Source organism: Rhodococcus ruitaii (genome assembly GCF_055230935.1).
On the sequence record NZ_JBUYWC010000002.1, the window covers coordinates 1 to 21,665 of the forward strand.

At 64.1% G+C, this 21,665-nt stretch carries 19 protein-coding genes; all 19 read left to right on the forward strand.

Going from position 1 to position 21,665, the window contains the following annotated elements; translation table 11 throughout:
• The first annotated feature begins 207 nt into the window (after positions 1-207).
• Complete coding sequence (locus ACZI8W_RS01000) at positions 208-657, forward strand: glycosyltransferase family 2 protein (RefSeq protein ID WP_463366620.1); 450 nt, start codon at positions 208-210, stop codon at positions 655-657.
• On the forward strand, positions 654-1,463 hold the full coding sequence (locus ACZI8W_RS01005) for a polysaccharide deacetylase family protein (protein ID WP_463366621.1): 810 nt from the start codon (positions 654-656) through the stop codon (positions 1,461-1,463). The genes ACZI8W_RS01000 and ACZI8W_RS01005 overlap by 4 nt, the downstream gene beginning before the upstream one ends.
• The gene (locus ACZI8W_RS01010; protein ID WP_463366622.1) at positions 1,456-2,856 is read left to right on the forward strand and encodes a lipopolysaccharide biosynthesis protein; all 1,401 of its coding nucleotides are present in this window, start codon (positions 1,456-1,458) and stop codon (positions 2,854-2,856) included. Before ACZI8W_RS01005 ends, ACZI8W_RS01010 begins: the two co-directional genes overlap by 8 nt.
• Positions 2,847-4,982 (forward strand): hypothetical protein, encoded by a 2,136-nt coding sequence (locus tag ACZI8W_RS01015; protein WP_463366623.1) that lies wholly within the window; start codon positions 2,847-2,849, stop codon positions 4,980-4,982. The genes ACZI8W_RS01010 and ACZI8W_RS01015 overlap by 10 nt, the downstream gene beginning before the upstream one ends.
• A gap of 50 nt (positions 4,983-5,032) precedes the next feature.
• The gene (locus ACZI8W_RS01020) at positions 5,033-6,637 is read left to right on the forward strand and encodes an AMP-binding protein (protein ID WP_463366624.1); all 1,605 of its coding nucleotides are present in this window, start codon (positions 5,033-5,035) and stop codon (positions 6,635-6,637) included.
• On the forward strand, positions 6,634-6,855 hold the full coding sequence (locus ACZI8W_RS01025) for an acyl carrier protein (RefSeq protein WP_054806043.1): 222 nt from the start codon (positions 6,634-6,636) through the stop codon (positions 6,853-6,855). The genes ACZI8W_RS01020 and ACZI8W_RS01025 overlap by 4 nt, the downstream gene beginning before the upstream one ends.
• On the forward strand, positions 6,852-8,240 hold the full coding sequence (locus ACZI8W_RS01030) for a flavin monoamine oxidase family protein (protein WP_463366625.1): 1,389 nt from the start codon (positions 6,852-6,854) through the stop codon (positions 8,238-8,240). The genes ACZI8W_RS01025 and ACZI8W_RS01030 overlap by 4 nt, the downstream gene beginning before the upstream one ends.
• Positions 8,237-9,664: a KamA family radical SAM protein gene (locus ACZI8W_RS01035; protein WP_463366626.1), complete on the forward strand. Its 1,428-nt coding sequence runs from the start codon at positions 8,237-8,239 to the stop codon at positions 9,662-9,664. Before ACZI8W_RS01030 ends, ACZI8W_RS01035 begins: the two co-directional genes overlap by 4 nt.
• Positions 9,661-10,509: a hypothetical protein gene (locus tag ACZI8W_RS01040; protein ID WP_463366627.1), complete on the forward strand. Its 849-nt coding sequence runs from the start codon at positions 9,661-9,663 to the stop codon at positions 10,507-10,509. The genes ACZI8W_RS01035 and ACZI8W_RS01040 overlap by 4 nt, the downstream gene beginning before the upstream one ends.
• Positions 10,510-10,552: 43 nt before the next feature.
• Positions 10,553-10,714, forward strand: coding sequence for a hypothetical protein (locus ACZI8W_RS01045; protein ID WP_463366628.1), 162 nt, complete (start codon positions 10,553-10,555; stop codon positions 10,712-10,714).
• Positions 10,715-10,732: 18 nt separating this feature from the next.
• The gene (locus tag ACZI8W_RS01050) at positions 10,733-12,091 is read left to right on the forward strand and encodes a GH39 family glycosyl hydrolase (protein ID WP_463366629.1); all 1,359 of its coding nucleotides are present in this window, start codon (positions 10,733-10,735) and stop codon (positions 12,089-12,091) included.
• Between the two features lie 192 nt (positions 12,092-12,283).
• Positions 12,284-12,748, forward strand: a complete 465-nt coding sequence (locus ACZI8W_RS01055; RefSeq protein ID WP_463366630.1) for a GyrI-like domain-containing protein — start codon at positions 12,284-12,286, stop codon at positions 12,746-12,748.
• Positions 12,745-13,170 carry a hypothetical protein gene (locus tag ACZI8W_RS01060; protein ID WP_463366631.1) on the forward strand — a complete coding sequence of 142 codons (426 nt, stop codon included), beginning with the start codon at positions 12,745-12,747 and terminating at the stop codon, positions 13,168-13,170. Before ACZI8W_RS01055 ends, ACZI8W_RS01060 begins: the two co-directional genes overlap by 4 nt.
• 59 nt (positions 13,171-13,229) lie before the next feature.
• The gene (locus ACZI8W_RS01065) at positions 13,230-14,072 is read left to right on the forward strand and encodes a hypothetical protein (protein WP_463366632.1); all 843 of its coding nucleotides are present in this window, start codon (positions 13,230-13,232) and stop codon (positions 14,070-14,072) included.
• Entirely contained in the window at positions 14,069-16,213 is a 2,145-nt protein-coding gene (locus ACZI8W_RS01070) for an Rv1355c family protein (protein ID WP_463366633.1), read from the forward strand. The genes ACZI8W_RS01065 and ACZI8W_RS01070 overlap by 4 nt, the downstream gene beginning before the upstream one ends.
• A gap of 12 nt (positions 16,214-16,225) precedes the next feature.
• Complete coding sequence (locus ACZI8W_RS01075) at positions 16,226-18,133, forward strand: putative bifunctional diguanylate cyclase/phosphodiesterase (protein ID WP_463366634.1); 1,908 nt, start codon at positions 16,226-16,228, stop codon at positions 18,131-18,133.
• 93 nt (positions 18,134-18,226) lie between these two features.
• Positions 18,227-19,687 carry a sugar transferase gene (locus ACZI8W_RS01080; protein ID WP_463366635.1) on the forward strand — a complete coding sequence of 487 codons (1,461 nt, stop codon included), beginning with the start codon at positions 18,227-18,229 and terminating at the stop codon, positions 19,685-19,687.
• A gap of 70 nt (positions 19,688-19,757) precedes the next feature.
• Positions 19,758-20,768, forward strand: a complete 1,011-nt coding sequence (gene galE, locus ACZI8W_RS01085; protein WP_463366636.1) for a UDP-glucose 4-epimerase GalE — start codon at positions 19,758-19,760, stop codon at positions 20,766-20,768.
• Positions 20,769-20,872: 104 nt separating this feature from the next.
• The gene (locus ACZI8W_RS01090; protein ID WP_463366637.1) at positions 20,873-21,634 is read left to right on the forward strand and encodes a lytic transglycosylase domain-containing protein; all 762 of its coding nucleotides are present in this window, start codon (positions 20,873-20,875) and stop codon (positions 21,632-21,634) included.
• Positions 21,635-21,665: the final 31 nt, after the last annotated feature.

Sequence of the window (21,665 nt, forward strand, 5' to 3'; positions counted from 1 at the left end):
GTCTGCGGCCCGGCCCTCCCCCCCGACCCTTCCCTTGCCTGCCTGGGACCCCCCCCCACGACCCTGCCCGCCTGGGAATCCGGGCGGCCTCGATGGTTCCCGGAAGAGTTCGATTGGGTCCTGGGCTGCACGTTCACTGGGAGAGAACCGGGGCCGGTCCGGAACCTATTGGGCGGCAATGCTTCCTTTCGTCGTGAGGTCTTCTCGGTGGCAGGAGGATTCCCGAGTCACATCGGCCGGACCGCGGAGGAGAGTCGGCCTCTGGGGTGCGAGGAGACGGAGTTCTGCATCCGCGTGCGCCAACATCGTCCCGATTGGACCTTCGTCTTCGAACCGAGGGCGGTGATCTGGCATCGCGTCCCGGCTGCGCGGGAGACCTTCTCCTACTTCCGCTCCCGCTGTTTTGCCGAAGGGCTGTCCAAGGCGGCAGTGACACGCAGCGTGGGTGTTGCCGAAGGGCTCTCGGCCGAGCGTAGCTACACCACTCGCACCCTCACTCGCGGTATGGCACGGGGAATAGGTGATGCGCTTCGCGGAGAACGAGCCGGCATCGAGCGTTCGTATGCCATTTCGGTCGGCCTGCTCGCCGCCGCAGCCGGTTACGCCCGCGGCGGTGCGCCACTGCGCCGGCGACCAGCAATGACGGAAGAATCATGAACGGGGGCACCATGAACGAGTCGATCCCGATCCTGATGTACCACTCGGTCTCGGAAGCCCCCACCGCGGAGACACGTCGTCTGTCCGTCGAACCCGGCGCGCTCGACCGACAGGTCAGCTATCTGGCGCAGAACGGCTACAGCGGGATGACGTTCTCCCACCTCGCTGATGCGGTGACGGGCGGCAAGCCCCTGCCGAAGAAGCCGGTGGTGCTCACATTCGACGACGGATACGCGGACTTCGCACAGGTTGCTTGGCCGATTCTTCGTCGCCGCGGTTTCCCTGCGACAGTGTTCGTCACGAGTGGCTGGATCGACGACGCCGGATCCAACGCTGCCGGACACCCTCTGGGGCCGATGCTGACCTGGGCTCAAGTCAGGGAACTCGCGGCCGCCGGCGTCGAGATCGGGGCCCACAGCCACAGCCACGCTCAACTCGACCAGTGCGCAGATGCTGCGCTGTGCGACGAACTTCGCATCGGCCGGATCCTTCTCGAAGATTGTGTCGGTACCCCAGTCCGCTCGCTGGCCTATCCCTTCGGCTACTCGACTCCGCGGGTGCGTGTGGCCGCCAGAGCGGCTGGCTATCAGTGTGCAGCATCCGTGCGGAACATTCGCGCGACCGCATCCGGCGACCCGTTCATGATCCCGAGGCTGACCATCCGCCGGAGTACCGACGACAACGACTTCGCCTCGATCATGGACGGCAACAAGAATTTCTACCTGCGGGACCGCGTGCTGACCGCGGGGTACGCGACCGTACGCGGTGCTCGGCGAGCAGGTAAACGGGTCGTACGACATGGGTGAGACCGTAGTCTCGATCGATGCCCCCGACGGTGGCTCCACAGGCGGTCGTCGGGGGATCGATCGGTTGGTCAGCGGTCGGGGTGACGGTTCGCTGTTCCTGCGGAACACCTACGCGCTCGTGCTCAACGCCGGGATCGGCGGCGTGCTCGGCCTGGGATACTGGATTCTCGCTGCGCGCTACTACGACGATGCCGACGTCGGTCGCGGTTCCGCCGCCATCTCTGCGCTGATGCTGTTGACCGGACTGGTGTCGGCCAACTTCGCGGGCACGCTGAACCGCTTCATTCCGAAGACCGGAAAGCGCACCGTGCGCGCCGTCGTGTTCGTATACCTCCTGACCTCCGGTGTGGTGGCGGTCCTTGCCGTGGCATTGCTCTTCACGCTCGACATGCTGGGTGGTCCGGCCTACGACATCTTGCGTGAGCCGACCATGCGCCTGTGGTTCGTCTCCGCGGCGGTGGTCGCAAGTGTGATCACGGTGCAGGACAGTGTCCTGACCGGGCTGAGAGTAGCCGTCTGGGTGCCCCTGTGGAACGCGGCGTTCGCTGTCGTCAAACTCGGTCTGCTCGTGCTACTGGCCGAATCGATGCCCCACACAGGAGTGTTCTTCTCCTGGATCATCGCCATGTTCATCGTGGTGTTCCCGGTGAACCTCCTGATCTTCGGCAGACTCCTGCCTCGGTATGTGCGCAGGTCGACGCACGACGTCGCGGTGAGGGCCGCGCAGGTCGGCCGGTTCTTCGCCGCCGACTACTTCGGTGCGCTCCTCCAGTACGGCACGATCTTCCTCGTCCCCGTCCTGGTGGCGCTGCGGGTTGCGCCCCACACGTACGCATACTTCTTCCTGGCCTGGGCCGTCTCCAACATGTTGACTCTCGTGGCGATCAACAGTGCCGTGTCTCTGGCAGTGGAAGGCGTGTGCGCTCCTGCGCGTTTGGCCGGCTACTGTCGTGCTGCACTCATCAGGACCTTGGGTCTGCTCGTCGTCGGCTTCGTCGTGATCGGCCTCGGGGCGCCGTACGGCATGGGACTGCTCGGTGACGGATACCTCGACGCGGTGCCGCTGCTGCAACTGCTGGCCCTTGCGAGCCTGGCCAGCGCGGTGGTGGACATCTACCTCGGCACGCTGCGAGCACGGACCCGAAGCCGGCGGATCATCGTCGTTCAGTCGCTTCGGGCGATGGCCGTACTGGGACTGGTTGTCCTCCTGCAGCAATACCACGGGGTGTTCTCGCAGTTCGGTGATCCCCGGCTCACCGCCGTGGGCGTTGCGGTGCTGCTCGGCCAGCTCATCGCGATGCTGACCGTACTTCCGGATCTCGGGAGGCTGCTGCTGCGGCGTCAACAGCCCGACCGGCAGATCGAGACATACGAGGAGACCGTATGTCCCTGATCGACGCGGACAAGTGCCGGCCGGATCCGGCCGAGATCGCTCAACAGTCCGCCGAAACCGGTGTTCGGCCGTTGCCGCCTCCGAAGGACCGCGGGCAGCGTCTGTCCGTGGTGATTCTCTGCATCGCGCCCATCGTGGCGATCGTGTTATACCTCGGCGGGCTGCGCGGCGTCGATCTCGACGCCATGACCGGGCTCGGGTTGATTTCGGTTCTGACGGTATCGACCCTGCTCGGACCGGCTCTCCTCGTCCTCGGTTTCATCGGGACGTTGTCGCTTGCGCGGCCGTACATCTGGTTGCTCGGGATTTACCTCGTCCTGCTCGTACTCATGTTGCACGGCATCACACTGCTGCTGGAGTCGGAGCCACGATTCCCGATCAGCTGGGTGCACATCGGATTCGTCGAATACATTGCCCGAACGGGGACCACGGCACCGGACCTCGACGCCCGATGGTCCTGGCCGGGGTTCTTCGCGCTCGCTGCGTTCTGGGGCGGATCGGGGGACCTGACGGCTCTGCACGCCGCCGTGTCCGTGGCCTCGGTGGTCACCAATCTGCTGTATCTCGTCGCTCTCGGGGCGCTGATGAGCCCGCTCCGGATTTCTTGGCAGGCGAAGTGGCTGGCGGCCATGTTCTTCTGCCTCCTCAACTGGATCGGACAGGACTACTTCGCGCCGCAGGGCTTCGCGCTGTTGCTCTACCTGCTGTTCGTAGGTTTTCTCGTCATCTGGTTCCGCGCGCCTCATGTGTCGTCGGGAGATGTGCCGTGGCCGTTGCGCCCTGGAAGCAGGCTGTGGCGACGGTTGTGGGGTGGCGCATCACGCGGCGAGTTGCCACCCAGGAAGGCCACCCAATCGGAACGGGTCGTGATCTTCGCTGTCGTCGTGGGGCTGTTCGCTGCAGCCACCGTCTGCCACCAGCTGACACCCTTCGCCATGATCATGAGCGTCACTGGGCTGGTCGTCGCGCGGCGATGCATGCTTCGGGGACTTCCCGTGCTGCTCGTCGTGATCCTCCTCGCGTGGGTGAGCTATATGACCCAGGCGTACTGGGGCGGTCACTTCGGTGAGGTGATGAGCGGTGTGGGGAACGTCGGGTCGACGGTGACCGCGAACATTTCGGACCGGGCAGGACTCGGAAACCCCGAACATCAATGGGTGGTACGTGCCCGGATGCTCAGTACCGTATTGGTTTTCGTGATCGCTGGAGTCGGTCTGCTCCGTAGGCGACGGGGAGGAATCGAGGACCGCGTGCTCCTCGTCCTGATCGCCGCTCCGATCGGCCTGGCGTTCATGCAGAGTTACGGCGGCGAGATGGCGCTGCGTGTCTATCTGTTCGCACTTGCCCCTGCGTCGGTGCTCGTCGCGCTCGCCCTGTTCCCTCGCCCGGTGTCGCGGCCGTCGCTCCTGGCGCGGTGCCTGGCCGGCGTCCTCGGTCTGGTTATGCTCTTTTCCTTCTTCATCACCCGATACGGAAATGAGCCCTTCGAGCGGATCGACAGTGGTGCGGTGAGCGCGGTGGGATCGGTCTACGACCAGACCACAGACGACGTGCGGTTCCTCTACGTCACCGCAGTCCCCGAACTCAACTCGACACCGTTCATGCCGCTCGGCTACCGCGACGTAGAGCGCGTCCACTGGTCGAACACGATGGCGCCGCTCGATTCGACCGACGTAGCAGGTGTGCTGCAGGCGCTCCGCGACAAGGGGCCGGACACCTACCTGATCACCACGCGAAGCCAGGAGGCGTTCGTCGAGCTCGGCCAGGGGTACCCCCTCGGCTGGGGTGACGAGTTCCGCGACTCGCTTGCTGCCGCGCCCGGGCTCCGCGTCGTCGTCGAGAACCAGGATGCCACGGTCTATTCACTGGACTGGCCTCCGGAGGCCGAAGCCGACCACACGGGGCCGATGTCCACCGGAGTGCAGGTGTGGCTCACACCGTGGACTGCTGTCGGCGTTGCCTTCCTGGTCCTGCTCGTCGGCATCCTGGGCGTGCGTGAAGCGTGGCGCCTTCGCCTCGCACCCGACGAATACAGACGTCTGCGTCCACTCACGTTCATCGCAGTACCGCTTCTCATCGGATTCGTGCTCGTCGTTCTCGAGCGTTTCGCGATGTTGACGTCATGAAGAAGGAGCAAACCTCCCCGCAACAAAACTCCATCGACAACGAGGAAACCATGTCTCACAACACTCTTTCCGAACCCGGCATCGAGACCGCCGACATCGCTCTCACCGGTGACGCGGTGACGGACTTCGTCGCTGCGGCGCAGGATCTGCCCGGACATGCGGCCCTCGTGCACAACGGGTCCGTGATCACCTACGGGGACCTCGCCGAGCGGGTCCGCTTCACCGCGTCGAGGTACCGCATGATCCGGCCGGACACACACACGGGGTCCGGCCGGATCGGTGCGGTCGTGTCGCACACACCCGCCGTGGTGGAGCACCTGCTCGGAATCCTGCAGGCCGGTGCGACCTACTGTCCGATCGACTCGGCTCTTCCCTCGGGCCGCAAGCACGCTCTTGCCACGGCCCTCGGAGTGGATCGTGTAATCGATACCGACCGTGACACCTGGGAGCGGGACATCCTGCGGATCGACGCGCTCGGCGACCTGGCTGCGGTGAACAGCGATGTGTCGCACGTGTCATGGCTCCAGGACGGTCCGGCCGTCGACGATCATCGTGTCGATCCCGCGTACGTGCTGTGTACCTCGGGTTCCACCGGAGCCCCGAAACCGGTCGTGATCTCGCGCCACGCGCTGACCGTCACCGCGCGTGCGCTGCGTGACCTCTTCGAACTCACACCCGATGACCGTGTGCTCCAATTCGCCTCTCTCGGCTGGGACACCTGCCTGGAGGAGATGGTACCCGCGTTGATCGCCGGCGCGACAGTGGTGTTCGACGATGCGGCTCACCTCGGATCGTTCGGGTTCTTCGTGCGGATGCTCGCCGAGCAGGAGATCACGATGATCGACCTGCCGACGGCGTACTGGCACGAGTTCGTGCTCTACTTGCACGAAGAGCAGATCGGTCTGCCGGACAGTCTCCGGTTGGTGGTGATCGGCGGTGAGCGGGTCGATCCGACCCGATTGCGGCAGTGGCGCGCGCTCGCCGTCGGGAACATCGTCTTGCTCAACACCTACGGGTGCACGGAGACGACGATGATCACCCACGCGGTGCAGCTGAGCGGACCGGGCACTGAGGCGGAGGTCGAGACACTCGACACCGACGCGCCGCTCGGGTACCCGCTACCTCACGTACGTGATCACGTCACCGAAGACGGTGAACTCCTGGTGTCCGGGCCATCGCTGGCCACCGGATACTTGGAGATGCCGGAGCACACAGCGACGGGCTTTCCCGTCGCTGATCACGGAGCCGGACCCGCCCGGTGGTTCCGGACCGGGGATCTCGCGACTCGCAGCGACACTGGGTTGGTGTTCTCGCGAGGTCGCGCCGACGATCAGCTGAAAGTACTCGGCGTGCGGGTGCATCCGGCGGAAGTCGAGGCGCAGTTGAACACCCATCCCGCCGTCTCGGGTTCAGTGGTGGTCGGGGAACTGCTGCTCGGGCGAATGTCGCTGACGGCCTATGTGGTTCCGGCCGGGGGAACGGCACCGACGCCGGTCGATCTCAAGCGCTTCCTGCGCGAGCGGTTGCCGAGCCAATTCGTCCCTTCCCGAGTGAATTTCGTCGCCGGACTGGAACACACAGCAAACGGAAAAATCGATCGATCGGCGACACAGCGTGCCGCACTGAGCGAAGACATCGAAGGAGTAGAACGATGAGTCCCGACCATATTGTCCAGATCTTCCGCCGGGTCCTCGAGACCCCCGATGTGAATGCCCGATCCGACTTCTTCGAACTCGGTGGCGATTCGCTTCTGGCGACCCGCGTGCTCAGTGCAATCGCTCGGGATTTCGGCATCGAACTGCCGTACGACGACTTCCTCGATGCACCCTCGGCGGAAGGGCTGTTCGCGAAAGTGACGGCGGTGGCGCCATGAACGGGATGCGAATGCGGGTCGTCGTCATCGGTGCGGGACTCGCCGGATTGACCGCCGCGGTGGATCTGGTGGCGGCGGGCGCGGACGTCACGGTCCTGGAGGCGCGCGACCGTGTGGGTGGACGGATGCACGGCATTCCGGTGTCCGAAAGTGTTTCGGCGGATGGGGGAGCCGCCTATCTCGGCGTGCGGCACACCGAGCTTCTCACGCAGTTACGTGAGTACGGACTCGGCCTGGCTTCCACGGGGATGACCGGGGAGAGCACGTTCTTGATGGCGGGCAGGAGGACGACCACCACGGGTCGGGTACCACCACTGGGTGCTGTGGCACTCGGTGATCTGTTCGATCGGTTGGACGAGCTTGTCGCGTCGGTACGCGCAGACGCCCCGTGGTTGAGCCTGGACGCGGAACACCTCGACCGGATCTCGGTTGCCGAGTGGGCGGCAGAGGAGATCGATCATGCGGATGCACGGGCGTTCCTTCCACTCTTCCTCGGCGAGATGATGGCGGCTGACCCCGCGTCGATCTCCGTACTACACATGGCGTTCTACCTGTCGTCCGGAGGCGGAATCCGCTATCTCAACGCGTTCGAGGGCGGGGCGCAGCAATGGCGGGTCGACGGAGGGTCTCATCTCCTGTGTGAGGCGCTCGCCGACCGACTCGGTGATCGAGTGCGGTTGGAGCGTCCTGTTCGTTCGATCGACCAGGGCGGGGAGAAGGTTGTGGTGCACTGCGGTCCGGACAGTGAGGGGGTGTCCACGACGTACCGGGCCGACCGTGTCGTGGTTGCCGTCCCGCCGCTGCTGGCCCAGCAGATCGAGTTCTGGCCGGGTCTGGCCGAGCCGCGGGCGACGACGGCGACCGGGCGAGGATGTGCGGTGAAGGTGCACCTGAGCTACCCGGCGCCGATATGGCGTGAAAGTGGCCTGTCCGGGTGGTCTGTGAGTGCAGAGGGGTCCTTGTTGTCTACAGTCGATGATTCCCCGCCGGACGAATCCGTCGGCATACTGACCGGATTCGTCACAGGTGCTGCAGCATCTGCCTTCTCCGCAATGCCGGAGTCGGCGCAGAAGGAGGCGGCACTGGCCCACGCCCGTCGGCTGTTCCCACAGCTGCCGGCGCCGTCGCAGTGCACCGTGACCGACTGGCTGTCCGAGACGTACAGCAAGGGATGTTATGCCGCGCTGTTCGGCCCCGGTGATTGGCTGCGGCTCGGGCCGAGCCTGCTCGAACCTCATGGTCGAGTGCACTGGGCCGGTACCGAAACGAGCCTGGAGTTCTTCGGGCTCATGGAAGGGGCGATCAGATCCGGCCGTCGCGTCGCCACCGAACTGATCTCGGCCGGAATTCCGGAGACCGATTCGCGGAAGGCTGTATCACGATGACCACCTACATGGAATCCGAGAAGACCGGATTCGCCTACGCCACCGATCAGCCGTACACGTATGTGCGCAGGGAATTGACCGAGCCGGACTGGCGACGATATCCGGGGTGGGCGGCGGTCACCGATTCCGAGTGGCGCGATGCGCAATGGCAGCGCGCGCACTCCGTGAAGAACATCGCGCAGTTGCGCGCGGTGATGGGTGATCTACTCGACGAACAGTTCTACGCGGACCTCGCCGCTGATCAGCAGGAGCGGGCGACGATGTCGATGTTGCTACCGCCGCAGATGCTGAACACCATGACGTCGTCGGGTACCACACGCCGTGGATTCACCGAGCGCTTCTATGCCGATCCGATTCGCCGCTATATGTTGCCGGTGCTCAGCGATCGTGATCCGGAGTGGACTTCTCATCCGTACGCTGAGCGGGATTCGCTTCACGAGAGCGATATGTGGGCGACAGAGGGGCTGACCCACCGATACCCGACGAAGGTGCTTGCCGAGCTGTTGTCGACCTGTCCGCAATACTGTGGTCATTGCACACGGATGGATCTCGTCGGTAATTCCACACCGAGTGTCGGCAAGGCGAAGCTGGATCTGCGTCCCGCCGACCGGCAGGAACGAATGCTGGAATACCTGCGCGCCACACCGTCCGTGCGTGACGTGGTGGTGTCCGGTGGTGACGTTGCGAACCTTCCGTGGCCGCGGCTGGAAGCCTTTGTCATGGAGTTGCTCGAGATCGACACCGTGCGCGATATTCGCTTGGCGTCGAAGGCGCTGGCAGGGTTGCCGCAGCATTGGCTGCAGGGCAAGGTGGTCGACGGAGTCGCTCGCGTGGCCCGCGTCGCTGCGGCTCGAGGTGTCAATCTGGCGTTGCACACCCACATCAACCATGTGCAGTCGGTAACTCCGCTGGTCGCAGAGGCGACGCGGGCCCTCCTCGACGCGGGTCTGCGCGACGTACGCAACCAGGGAGTGTTACTGCGCGGGGTGAATGCCACCACCACCGACCTGCTCGACTTGTGCTTCGCATTGCAGGGTGAAGCGAACATTCTGCCGTACTACTTCTACATGTGCGACATGATTCCGCACGCCGAGCACTGGCGGGTTGCACTGTGGGAGGCGCAGCAACTGCAGCAGGAGATGATGGGGTACCTGCCGGGTTTCGCGACGCCACGGATCGTGTGCGACGTCCCGTTCGTCGGTAAGCGGTGGGTTCACCAGGTGGTGTACTACGACCGGATTCGCGGTATCTCGCATTGGAGCAAGAACTATCGCACCGGTCTGGACGGTAGGGACATCGACGCGTTGAACCGGGTCTATCCGTACTACGACCCGATCGACACGCTTCCGGCATCCGGGCAGGCGTGGTGGCGGAAAGCGTGCGCTGTTCCACACGATATTTCCGGAACGGTCCCTGTGCCATGACCGTCGAGATGCACCCGATCTCCGAATCCGATCTGACTGCGGTAGCCGACTTCTTGCGCCTCCATCACAACGACCGGGTCCCCTGGGGTACTGCGTTCGCGACAGTGTCGTGGAAGGTGGATGCGCCGAATCTGGGATTCATGCTGCGGGACGGACCCGATGTGGTGGGGACACTGCTGGCTCTGTACTCCCAGCGGCAATTCGACGGGCGGACGGAGTGGTTCTGCAACATGGGATCGTGGTGTGTGCTGCCCGAGTACCGGTCGCGCAGCATGTCATTGCTCGACGCCTTGCTGGCGCAGGACGGATACCACTTCACCGTGCTGTCGCCCGAAGAGGGGCCTCGGGAAGTGTTGGCCTGGCGTGGGTTCCGTCACCTCGATACCTCCGCGGCGCTCGTCCCCAACCTCCCGTGGCCCGCCACGTTCTCGCGAACGAGGGTCAGTTCCGACCCACGGGTCATTGCGCGCACGCTCACCGGAGCAGAACTCGACCTCTACCACGACCACGCGCATACGCTTGCTGCGCGTCATCTCGTGGTGATCCGCGGGCAGGGGTCCTGCTACGTCATGTATCGGACGTGCCGGTACAAGGGCGTGCCCGTGTTTGCGATGGTGCTACATGTGAGCAATCCGGAGCTGTTTCATCGTGCTCTGATGCCATTGACGCGGCACCTGCTGATGCGGCACGGACTTGTGGCGACGCTCGCCGAGTTGCGGATGATCGAGCGTCGGCCACAGCTGTCGTTCGAGTTGGACGGCTGGCCGAAGATGTACCGCAGTGCCAACCTGCAGCCAGCGCAGATCGACGACCTCTACAGCGAACTCACGTGTGTGCCGTGGTAGTCGGGTCATCCGGGCCCGAGGATGAGAAAGGAATCGAATCGGTATGACAGATTTGGTGATACGCGCACTACTGCTGCTTGTCGGTATGTTCGGGGTCGTTTTCGTCCTGCTGGTAGCGGTCAATGTCGTGCTCTTCCTGGGCTTGCGAGCGCGCATTCCGCAAGGGGTCTTCGCGACGTCCGAGCGCGGATCGACGCACGCCTGACAGCGAGGACACGGGGTCATGACGCACCGTATCCGGACCCGGCTGGTCACACGAAGCGCGATCCGGCGGTGGGGCACGGTCAGATTGTCGATCACGGCTGCTGTGGCCGCATTGCTTCTCGCCGTGCATCTGGGGTATCCAGGGATTCCTCCGTCGAATGGAGTCGAGAGCATCTGGACTCCCGGCTGGGGTTTCACCCACACGCAGTTCAGCGCCGACACGGGTGACCCCTTGGCGGTTGCCGCCGCTGAGAGAGCAGTCGGGTCGGTGCCGATGGTGCAGGCGCAGGCCATCATGGGGTGGGGGGTGGACAACCCGGAACCTTCGCCGGGCCGATACGACTTCGAAAGTTTGGACCGCCGGATGGACTTCATTCTCCACAGCGGTGGCACCCCGGTGATCGTGTTGTGCTGTGCGCCGGACTGGATGAAAGGTGGCGAGCCGGGGGAGACGGACTGGGACCGACTGGAGGTTGCTCCGCATGCCGACCACTTCACAGATTTCGCCGCGCTGAGCGCCAAGGTGGCGAGGCGTTATCCGCAGGTCCGCCACTTCCTTGTGTGGAACGAGTTCAAAGGGTTCTTCGACGACGACATCGATCGCTGGGATGCACAGGGGTATACCACCTTGTACAACGCGGTATACGACGCGGTCAAACAGGTCGATCCGAGGAATCAGGTCGGCGGACCCTACGTCGAGTTTGCGAGTAAGCCGGTGGGTTCGCTCGGTACGTCCCCGCAGCTGGAGGGACCTTGGGGAGCGGTCGATCAACGGTATTTGGATGCGTTCGTGTATTGGAACATGCATCGGAAGGGTGCCGATTTCGTTGTCGTCGATGCGCACGCGACCACCGCTCAGGGTGCGCCGGACGCGTTCACAGCAGTTCAGAAGTTTGCCGCGGTCAACGAATGGCTGCGCACGCAGGTAGGCCTTCCCATCTGGTGGGCCGAGTGGTATGTCGAGCCGCCTGAGCCCGGTTGGTCTTCGGAGCGTCAGGTTGCTCTGCGGGTTGCCGCGATGATCGAACTCGCGGGTAGCGGAGCAGACGCAGTTCTGTACTGGAACCCGCGACCGCACGGGGTGGCGTGTGCGACCTGCCTCTGGACCGACACCTGGAACATCGACGGCGGCAGGCCGCTACCGTTCCTCGACATCCTCCAGCGTTTCGCTCGTTGGTTTCCACCGACCGTCGATCGGCGAACCGTGCAGTTGGCGGACGGGTTGCTCGCCCTCGAGACGGACCTTGCTCGCGTGGTCGTCAACACCACGGACGCAACGCTCAGTGCGTCTGTGGACGGTCGGCAGTTCGAGTGGTCGGCCTACGAGGTCAGGTGGTTCACGTTGGCAGAGTCGTGGGCCGGTGCCGGAGATCGATAGGATAAGGAGCTGCCTCGAACGTGGGAACTCAAAGATTGATAATACAAGTAAAAACATACCTCAGGTTGAGTTGTGGGAATGTTTGAAACCGGAAGCTTTTGGGCCTAGTCTCGAATTGTCCCGGTATTGCGTGTGAGGGGTCGGGCAGCGCGCGCAGGGGGAGGGAATTCGCGCCGCATGGAGGTATGCCCGATGCCGTATCGACTGATCGACCGCAAAGAAACCCTTGTCGCCGGTCTGCCGGTGAGAAGTCCGCGCCGGGCACTCGGGAGAGTACGCGACCCACAGTTGGAGAAGGCGTGGTTCGCAGTCTTGAACGGGGAAACGTCGGGGCCGCTCGCGTCCACCTACACGGATCACGCCGAGGAAGTCGGCTCCTACTACATTCAGACGGTCGGATACTGCTGCGAGTCGCTCGACGACGTGCCGGCCGGCTACATGATCTCCCGACTACCGGCGGGGACGTATGCAAAGTTCTCTGTGAGGGGCTCGGATTTCGCGGAGACCTTCTCCCGGCTGTGGGATGAGATATGGGAGGCGGAACGCCGTGGCGAGATCGAGCGGACGTTCACCGGCGACTTCGAAAGCTACCCGCATGCATATGGGATCGACCTGTACGTAGCGGTGCGATCCGTGAAGCGCGGTGAACCGCAGTGACATTCTCCATTGTCAAAGTCACTTCGTATCAGGTCGGGGGGCTCGTGGTGCCCGGTGCTGCGCCTGGGGTTCTCGGTTCTGCCGCGGACTTGATGAACTTCACCGTGGAGCGACTCCGTTACCGCGGTGTCCGGGATCTGACGGTGGTCTACGCCAGACACCCGGAAGCGGGATGGTCTGCCGTCGCCGGATACCGTTGCGACAACATCGACGAGTTGACCGTCGGCGATTCGCTGGTCAGAGTGTCCGACATGTACGCAGCGCGGTTCGTTCCCGACGGTGCATCACGCAACCAGTGTGAGGACCTGTGGGACCAGGTCGAGGCGGCGGACAAGAAGGGCGAGATTACGCGAGCATTCACGGAGGAGATTCTCGTTCTTCCGGAGCACGGCGAAGCCGGACTCTATGTGTCCCTGGGATGATCACTTCGCCAGCATGACTCTGCCTCGGAATTCCGGTAACGGTAACGAATGGCGCCAGCATGGGTAACCATATCGGAGTAGACCCGTCACCGGCCGTGAGTGAGTGTGGACAGCGACTCGTCAAGGCCGTCGATGCGCTGGCGTCGACCCTGAACTGCTGTTCGCGGGTGTCCGGTTTGTGGGTGTGCGCGGACGGGCGCCGATTGGAGGCCGATGTGGAGCACCGCGACGACTGGCTGACTCCGGCATTCGGGGGGCGGACCCTCGAATACCATGACGAGGATTCTGGATATCGCTTCGTTGCAGCGTCTCCTGCCGCGGAACCTGGCCTGTGGAAATCGTTCGTTTCCGGAGGTCTCACTGCGTACCAGAAGCATGATGTCGAATCGGCTGTGGAGTACAGCAAGATCATCGACGGTGCCTCCACCACCTACTTTTTCGCTGCGCTCGACGCGGAAGGCGTAGTGGTGGGTGGGTCGAGAACACTGGGGCCCTATCGACGTGCCGACGAGGCGCACCCGATGGTCGAGTGGTCCGATCCGATACACCGCTCTGCGATCCGCCGCGTACTCGGTGGGTGCCTGCCTCACGGTCTGGTCGAGTCGAAGATGGGTTGGGTTGCCGACGGAGTTCCGCGACGGCAGCAACTGAGTGCCGCAGTCGCGCGTACCACGACCTACTGCATGGAGCTCCTCGGTGCCAGGTATCTCGTGGGTACCGCTGCCGACAACGCCCTGGACATGTGGACACAGTGTGGTGCTCGCATCGTCGAGGAGATCCCCCCGTGTCCGTACCCGGATTCGCGGTATCGCACGCGCCTTCTGCTCTGGGATGTCCGCGACAACCGGTCGTGTGAGCGGACTCGCGAACTCGGGAAGATTCAGACAACAGGTACCGGATGAGCGCGAGCACGGGCGACGACGAAGCGTACTCGGCGGTGCTGTTGTCCGAGGAGCATCCGAGCCATGCGGATGAGCTCGAGCGACTGCGTGACGAGGTCGGGGTTCTGCTGATCGATCGGCTGAGAGAGCAGCGTGAGGGTCTGCTTCGTCTCGGTGTCGCTTCCGTTCGTGAGGAGGCCTCACGATGGGCGTACTACCCGTGGCGGCGCACTGCGGTCCGAGTGCTCGGACCGGCGTCGTTCCGGAGATTGCGGCTCGATCGCAACCGCAACAAGATCACGGCCACCGAGCAGGCGCAGCTCGGATCCGTGACGGTCGGCATCGTCGGTCTCAGTGTCGGGCATGCCGTGGCGCACACCCTCGCGCTCGAAGGGGTGTGCGGTGAGGTTCGCCTGGCCGACTTCGACGTGTTGGAGTTGTCCAATCTGAACCGGGTACCGGGAACACTGCTCGATCTGGGGATCAACAAGGCGGTGGTCGCCGCTCGTCGTATCGCGGAGGCAGACCCGTACTTGCCTGTCAGGGCCTGGTGCGACGGTGTCACTCCTCAGACCGTGGGCACGTTCCTCGATGGTCTCGACGTCCTCGTCGACGAGTGTGACTCCTTGGACGTGAAGATGCTGTTGCGGGCGGAAGCGTCACGGAGACGAATACCTGTCGTGATGCATACCAGCGACAGGGGGTTGGTCGACGTCGAGCGATTCGACCTCGAGCCGGAGCGACTACCGTTCCACGGGCTGCTCGGCGACGTCGATGTCGAGGCTCTCTCGGAACTGTCCAGCCGAGACAAGGTGCCGCATGTGCTGCGGATCCTCGGTGCCAATGAACTGTCTACCCGCTTGGCCGCATCCATGCTCGAGATCGACGAGACGCTCGAAGCCTGGCCGCAGTTGGCAAGCGACGTGGCGCTCGGCGGCGCAACGATCGCGGGGGCGATCCGGAGAATTGCGCTCGGGAACGAGATCGGTTCGGGCCGTGGGCGAATCGACCTCGATCGGCTTCTCGATCGCTTGGAGTCTCCGGAGACAGGTGGTGACACGGAACCGGGGCGACCGAACGACCACTCTGTGCCGGAGGATCCGGTCGAAGCACTGGTCCACGCCGCGGTTCGGGCACCGTCCGGAGGTAACAGCCAGCCCTGGTCGATTACCGTCGAACGCAGACGTCTCGTTTTTGCGATCGCCCCGGAGCCCGCACCGACGCTGATGGACCTCCACCATCGAGGCAGCTGTATCGCAGTCGGCGCGGCTCTGTTCAACGCGAAGGTCGCTGCAGCGGCCCACGGAATTCTCGGCTCCGTGAGTCTGCTTTCCACTGACCGAATCGATCCGAATCGCCCTGTCGCGACTCTGAACTTCGGTGACGACGCCGACCCTCGTCTTTCGGAGTTGTACGCTCCGATGCTCGCGCGTGCGACGAACCGGCATCTCACCCACGACTGGGTTCTCTCCCGGAACGAGGCGGTGGCGTTGCATGACGCGGCGATATCGGAAGGCGGCCGGATCCGAATCGTGACCGATCGTGCAAGCCTCGAAGAGAGCGCGGAGATTCTGGCCGAGTCGGATCGAATCCGGTATCTGACCGGAGAACTCAGACGAGAAATGGTCGGTGAGCTGCGTTGGCCGAGCAGCGAGAGCGCTGACAGCGGTATCGAGGTGAGCTCACTCGGGCTCGACGCGGCGGAGAGCGCGATGCTCGATGTGGTCGTGCGCGACGACGTCCTCGACCAGCTCGACCACTGGGGCCTGGGAGGCGGACTCGGGCGCATCACGAGAGACCGGGTGCGGGGAAGTGCAGCCTTGGTAGCGGTCGTCGCCGAGGGCGGCGACGCACGCGATTACGTTCACGCCGGAACGGTGGTCGAAAATGTCTGGGTGCATGCACAGGCCCTCGGGCTGGCGGTCCAGCCCGTCTCACCGATCTTCCTCTACGCCGACACTCGAGCCGATCTGGATCGGTTGTCGCATCGATACGCCGGAGTCCTCGACTCGCTACGCAGGAGACTCGGCGTGTCGCTGGGTCTTGCGGACGACGACCGAATTGCACTCGTCATGAGGATCGGGAGGACCCGGCACGCGACAGAGCGCAGCCGTCGTCGTTCGGACCGAGTTCGGTACATCCACCGGACTGGACATGCCTGATGGAGGCTAGAGATGCCCGGCACCGAGCACACATTGGATGCACTGGTCATGCGCATCGCCGCGTACCTCATGCCGGCCGATGTTGCCACCCAGGTCGCTGTGGCGCGGGAAGTGCTCCGTGAACTCGTCGAACATTTCGGCGTCGATACCGCGTTTCTCCGATACAACGATCATGACGTCGGTGCGACACGACTGGTCGCCGAATGGCCGCCGAGGCCGGTGATTCCGGATCCCGACCCATTGGGGGTGATCCACTTCCACGACGCAGACCCGATCTTCGCGGCCTCTGCCTCTATGAAGGAACCCTTGCTGAGTCGTCCAGGCGGACAGGAGGCCGCCGGTTCGGACTGGGAAGGATACGGTCACCGAGTTTTCGAGGGGTCGGGGATGCCCGATGTGTCGGTGGCGGCCGTGCCCCTCGTGTCCGGGCGGATCACCACCGGTGCCCTGGGGCTGATCAAACAGGGCGATCGGGCCTGGACCGATCGCGAGGTCACCACGCTGAAATTGATCGCCGTACTCTTGACTCAGGTGCAGGCACGCATTCGTGCGGAGGAAGATCTGAGGTACGCGGCCTACCACGATGCACTGACGGGACTCGCGAGCAGACGGGCCCTGCTCGAGTATCTCGACGACCGGCTGTACGCAGGGAGGCCCGGCCCGGTCGGAGTACTGTTCCTGGATCTCGACCGATTGAAGGCACTGAACGACTTTCTCGGTCACCGCGCGGCCGACACCTACCTGTGCCGGATCGCTGAACGGCTGTCGGAAGGAAACGGGCGCGACGATATTGTCGCGCGGTTGGGTGGTGACGAGTTCGTGGTGGTGCTCGACGGCCCGACAACGCTCGATCTGGTGATCGCTCGTGCAGAAGCGATGCTGAAGTACGTCGGGGAGTCCGTCACCCTGGACGGCCAGATCGTCGGGCGCGGTGTCAGTGTGGGAGTCGCGCTCGGAGAGCCCGGCGAGATTCGCTCGGTCACACTGCTCAGCCAGGCGGATCAGGCAATGATGTCTGTGAAGGTGCAGGGGGGCAATAGTGTCGGCGTATTCACCGAGGATATGAACGACAGGAGGGAGCGGCGAGCGACCATCGAGATGCACCTGCGCACATCGATCGACGACGACCATCTCGTACTCGAATACCAACCCGAGGTCGATCTGCGCACCGGCAGAATCCTCGGCCTCGAAGCGCTCGTGCGATGGAATCACCCAGTGCTGGGGAAGCTGCAGCCGCTCGAGTTCATCGATGTCGCCGAATCGACCAATTTGGCAGGTGAGCTCGGTGCCTGGGTGATCGACGCCGCGTGCGCCCAGCTGGGGCAGTGGAAGCACGACTACCGCGATCTCGACCTGGCCATGAGTGTCAACGTGTCGCCGGTCCAGTTGGTCACTCTGGACTTCGACGTCTATGTGAAACAGGTTCTCGAGCAGTACGGTCTTGTCGGCTCGGAACTGTGTCTCGAAATCACCGAGAACGTAGTCGTCAACGATCTATGGCGTACACGGTCCACGCTCGCGAAGCTCGAGCGGTTGGGGGTGCGAATCGCAATCGACGACTTCGGAACCGGATACAGTTCCCTCGGGCATCTCAAGTCGCTACCGGTCGACACACTCAAGATCGACAAGGTGTTCGTGCAGAATCTCGATCGAAGCGAAGGAGACCGGGTCATCGTCGATTCGATCGTCGGACTGGCCGCGTCGTTCGGGCTCGACGTGGTCGCCGAAGGCGTCGAATCCGTCGGCGCAGTGAGTTACCTCTTGGATCTGGGTTGTGTTCGTGCGCAAGGATTTTTGATGAGCAAGCCGATGGGTCCGGAGGGGGTCGAGCGCATGTTGGGAGCAGGTGTCCTCCCTCTCCCCTGGAATGTCGACACCGGTGGCGCGCGCCGAATGTTCCTCGGAGATGTCGCGTTATAGTCTTGAACCTTTGGTTTGTTATTGCGAATAAAACAGTCTCAAGGTACGGTTTGAGAGTCGGGGGTCCGACGGCTCCGAACAGGGGTGACCTTGATGTACAAGCGCATCGGCGAGTTTGCTGCAGTCGCCGCACCGGCGCACGATCCGATGGCTCCGGCACGCGCGGTCGCGGCGCCCCGAAGGGCCGTGTTCGACCGTATCGTTCGCCCTGCAATGTGGGAGCGTCGCTACGAAGTGTCGGTGCTGTGCTGCGATCTGCTCTGTCTCGCGCTGGCGAACCTGATCGTCGCCGTCGGATACCGCCCGACCGCCGCATTCGCCGATGGGCAACGCGGAGCCGTGCTCGTGGTCAGCACCGCCATCACCGTGCTGTCGATTGCAGGTCAGAAAGTCTGGGACAGAAGAATTCTAGGATCAGGTCTGGAAGAATACCGCAGAATCCTCCGTGCGTATCTCTACGCGGTGGCGGGATCGGCTATCTTCGCATATTCGCTCGGTGCAGATCAGGCCCGCGCATTCATCTTCGGAGCGCTACCCCTCGCGCTCGTGTTCACCCTCGTTGCTCGAAGAGTGCTGCGGGTCGTGGTGTTGCGTGCCCGTAGGCGAGGTCGGTGCCTGCGTTCAGTCCTAGTCGTCGGGAATGCGGAAGAAGTCCACGAACTCGTCAGTCGTACCAATGGACCGGCAGAATCGGGCTGGAAGGTCGAGGGCGTCTGTCTCGCAGCCACTTCGGACGGAGACGCCCCTCCGGGTCCCCGTGAATCACCCGTGGCGATCGACGACGTGCCAGTGCTGGGAACCGACGCCGACATCCTCCGCCTCACCGAGACTCACAAGTTCGACGCGGTCGCGTTGCTCCCGTCCGACAAATGCTCATGCGCGAGAATGCGGACGCTCGACCGGGACCTCGAGGATCTCGGGGTCGACCTCCTCATCGCCCCGGTGCTCATCGACGTCGTCGGCCCACGCCTGCACATCTCGCCGCTCGCGGGGCTTCCCCTCCTTCAGATGAGCGCCCGTCGATACAGCGGACCGGCATGGGCCGTCAAGAACGTCGTCGACCGGATGCTCGCACTGGTGCTTCTCGTCGTCGCCTCGCCCGTGCTCGCACTCGCGGCCGCTGCCATCCGATTCGACAGTCCCGGACCGGTGCTCGTCCGGCGGGACCGAGTGGGTCGTGACGGCCACACCTTCGCCATGTACGTCTTTCGAGACGGTCTGGGGGCCGGCCGGGTCGCCCGATTCCTCCGCAGGCACTCCGTCGACGAGTTGCCCGAACTGTTCAACGTGATCGGAGGCGACATGGCGCTCGTCGGTCCTCGAGCACCGATCGGATCCGAGCCGGTGCGGTACGGCGAGGGGGGTGGGGCGCGCCGCCTGTTCGTCAAGCCGGGCGTCACCGGATTGTGGCGGATCCGCGGACACGGCAACCTCTCGTGGGAGGACGAAGCCCGGGCAGATCTCCGATACATCGAGAACTGGACCTTCGCCATGGACCTGTCGATCCTGTGCAGAACTGCTGTTGCCGTCCTTCGTGGCGAAAGAACGTATTGACCGGATCGAGCCGAACTGATCAAGAAGGCATTTTCGAGAAGCGCTAGTCCCGACATGAAGGGTGGAAACTATGCTATTGGTGACCGGAGGCGCGGGATACATCGGCACCCATGTCGTGCGCGCCCTGAGCTCGGGCAGCCGCGACGTCGTGGTGGTGGACGACCTGTCGGCCGGGCATCCGGAACTGCTCCCAGCCGAAGTGCCTGTCGAAGTGGGAAGCGTCCTCGACACCGACTTTCTGATGGACGTGATCGACACCTATGGCATCGATGGCGTGGTGCATCTCGCCGGTCGGAAGGCCGTCGACGAGTCCATCACCCGTCCCTCCTACTACTACCGGCAGAACGTGTACGGCATGCAGAGTGTGCTCGCCGCGATGGTGCGGTTGCGGGTGCGCAGAATCGTGTTCTCGTCGAGTGCGGCGGTGTACGGTGCTGTAAGCGACGACACGGTGACGGAGGACGCTCCGACGCTGCCCCAATCGCCCTATGGACGAAGCAAACTCATCTGCGAGTGGCTGCTTCGCGACATCGCCGCCGCAGAGGGCATCAGCTGGTCAGCGCTCCGGTACTTCAACGTGGCCGGTGCTGGCAGCGAGGAACTGGCAGACCGTGGCATCCACAACCTCGTTCCCCGCGTGTTCCAGGCGATCGACCGTGGCGAGTCGCCATCGGTGTTCGGCGACACCTACGACACCCCCGACGGCACGTGCATCCGTGACTACATCCACGTCACCGATCTCGCCGACGCACACGCCACCGTCGTCGACGCCATGGACACAGCTCGCATGGCGGTCGTCTACAACGTCGGCTGCGGGTGTGGCGCCAGTGTGCTCGATGTGATGCGTGCGGCACGCCGGGCGAGTGGCGTGCCGTTCGACTGGCGGATCGAAGAACCCCGCCCCGGTGACCCGGCCAGCGTGGTGGCCGATGCCGCCAGGATCCGCACAGAACTCGGGTGGCACGCACGTTACGACCTCGACGACATCGTCGGCAGCGCGTGGGGAGCATGGTCGGCGTCGAGGACGACCACGAAGACTGCGTCGGAGCATGACGCTGTACTCGCGGTGGGAGCCCAATAAACCCCTCGGGGTTTCCACCGTCCGAGTCTGCGCGGGTGATCCTCGAAGATCACCCGCGCAGACGCATTCACGTGCGGGTGATTGCGCATGTGGAAGATGGAGGCGTGTACCCCGCTCCACGACGTCGTCGCTCGGCTTGGCCGCTGCTCGTATTCAGTGCGCTGGTAGTGGTGGTGATCATCGCGGTGGGTTCCAATCTTCGTTCACCCCAGTTGCCACGAATAGAAATTCCCGACGGCGTCCCGCCCGGGCCCGGTGTGCCCGTGCCGTCCATCGACTTCGACGGGCCCGGTCGCACGTCCGCGCTCCTGCGCGACTGGGCAGAACCTCAGGCCGACACCCTGGGTATTCCGGTGATCGCGCTCGAAGCCTACGGGCACGCCGCGGCCGTCCTGGCCTCCTCGAACAGCGGATGCGGGTTGGCGTGGACCACGCTTGCAGGGATCGGCAGCGTCGAGAGCAACCACGGCAGACACGGGGGAGCGAGCCTCGACCAGAGCGGAACCGCCACCCCGGCGATCCGCGGAGTTCCGCTCGACGGCGGGCCCGGCCTTGCCGAGATCCGCGACACGGACGGCGGTGAACTCGACGGCGATCCGATCCTCGACAGGGCGATGGGGCCCATGCAGTTCATCCCCGAAACATGGACGCGCTGGGGTGTCGACGCGAACGGCGACGGTGTCGCCGACCCGGACAACATCGACGACGCAGCCCTCACCGCGGGACGGTACCTGTGCGATCGCGGAGGCGACCTGACCACCGCGGAAGGCTGGACGAGGGCCTTGATGGCCTACAACCTCTCGGGCGACTATCTCGCCTTGGTGCGCGACCGCGCTGCCGCATACGGCGTGGGCGCGCGGCCATGACGGTCCGATCCCCGACCGAGCCGGCGCGCCC

Excerpts from the sequence above, each read along its gene's own strand:
- ACZI8W_RS01080 (WP_463366635.1), top strand. The coding sequence starts at position 18,227 with ATGTACAAGCGCATCGGCGAGTTTGCTGCAGTCGCCGCACCGGCGCAC.
- ACZI8W_RS01025 (WP_054806043.1), top strand. The coding sequence starts at position 6,634 with ATGAGTCCCGACCATATTGTCCAGATCTTCCGCCGGGTCCTCGAGACC.
- ACZI8W_RS01010 (WP_463366622.1), top strand. The coding sequence starts at position 1,456 with ATGGGTGAGACCGTAGTCTCGATCGATGCCCCCGACGGTGGCTCCACA.
- ACZI8W_RS01065 (WP_463366632.1), top strand. The coding sequence starts at position 13,230 with ATGGGTAACCATATCGGAGTAGACCCGTCACCGGCCGTGAGTGAGTGT.
- ACZI8W_RS01050 (WP_463366629.1), top strand. The coding sequence starts at position 10,733 with ATGACGCACCGTATCCGGACCCGGCTGGTCACACGAAGCGCGATCCGG.
- ACZI8W_RS01045 (WP_463366628.1), top strand. The coding sequence starts at position 10,553 with ATGACAGATTTGGTGATACGCGCACTACTGCTGCTTGTCGGTATGTTC.
- ACZI8W_RS01020 (WP_463366624.1), top strand. The coding sequence starts at position 5,033 with ATGTCTCACAACACTCTTTCCGAACCCGGCATCGAGACCGCCGACATC.
- ACZI8W_RS01070 (WP_463366633.1), top strand. The coding sequence starts at position 14,069 with ATGAGCGCGAGCACGGGCGACGACGAAGCGTACTCGGCGGTGCTGTTG.
- ACZI8W_RS01015 (WP_463366623.1), top strand. The coding sequence starts at position 2,847 with ATGTCCCTGATCGACGCGGACAAGTGCCGGCCGGATCCGGCCGAGATC.
- ACZI8W_RS01030 (WP_463366625.1), top strand. The coding sequence starts at position 6,852 with ATGAACGGGATGCGAATGCGGGTCGTCGTCATCGGTGCGGGACTCGCC.
- ACZI8W_RS01005 (WP_463366621.1), top strand. The coding sequence starts at position 654 with ATGAACGGGGGCACCATGAACGAGTCGATCCCGATCCTGATGTACCAC.
- ACZI8W_RS01035 (WP_463366626.1), top strand. The coding sequence starts at position 8,237 with ATGACCACCTACATGGAATCCGAGAAGACCGGATTCGCCTACGCCACC.
- ACZI8W_RS01075 (WP_463366634.1), top strand. The coding sequence starts at position 16,226 with ATGCCCGGCACCGAGCACACATTGGATGCACTGGTCATGCGCATCGCC.
- ACZI8W_RS01040 (WP_463366627.1), top strand. The coding sequence starts at position 9,661 with ATGACCGTCGAGATGCACCCGATCTCCGAATCCGATCTGACTGCGGTA.
- galE (WP_463366636.1), top strand. The coding sequence starts at position 19,758 with ATGCTATTGGTGACCGGAGGCGCGGGATACATCGGCACCCATGTCGTG.
- ACZI8W_RS01055 (WP_463366630.1), top strand. The coding sequence starts at position 12,284 with ATGCCGTATCGACTGATCGACCGCAAAGAAACCCTTGTCGCCGGTCTG.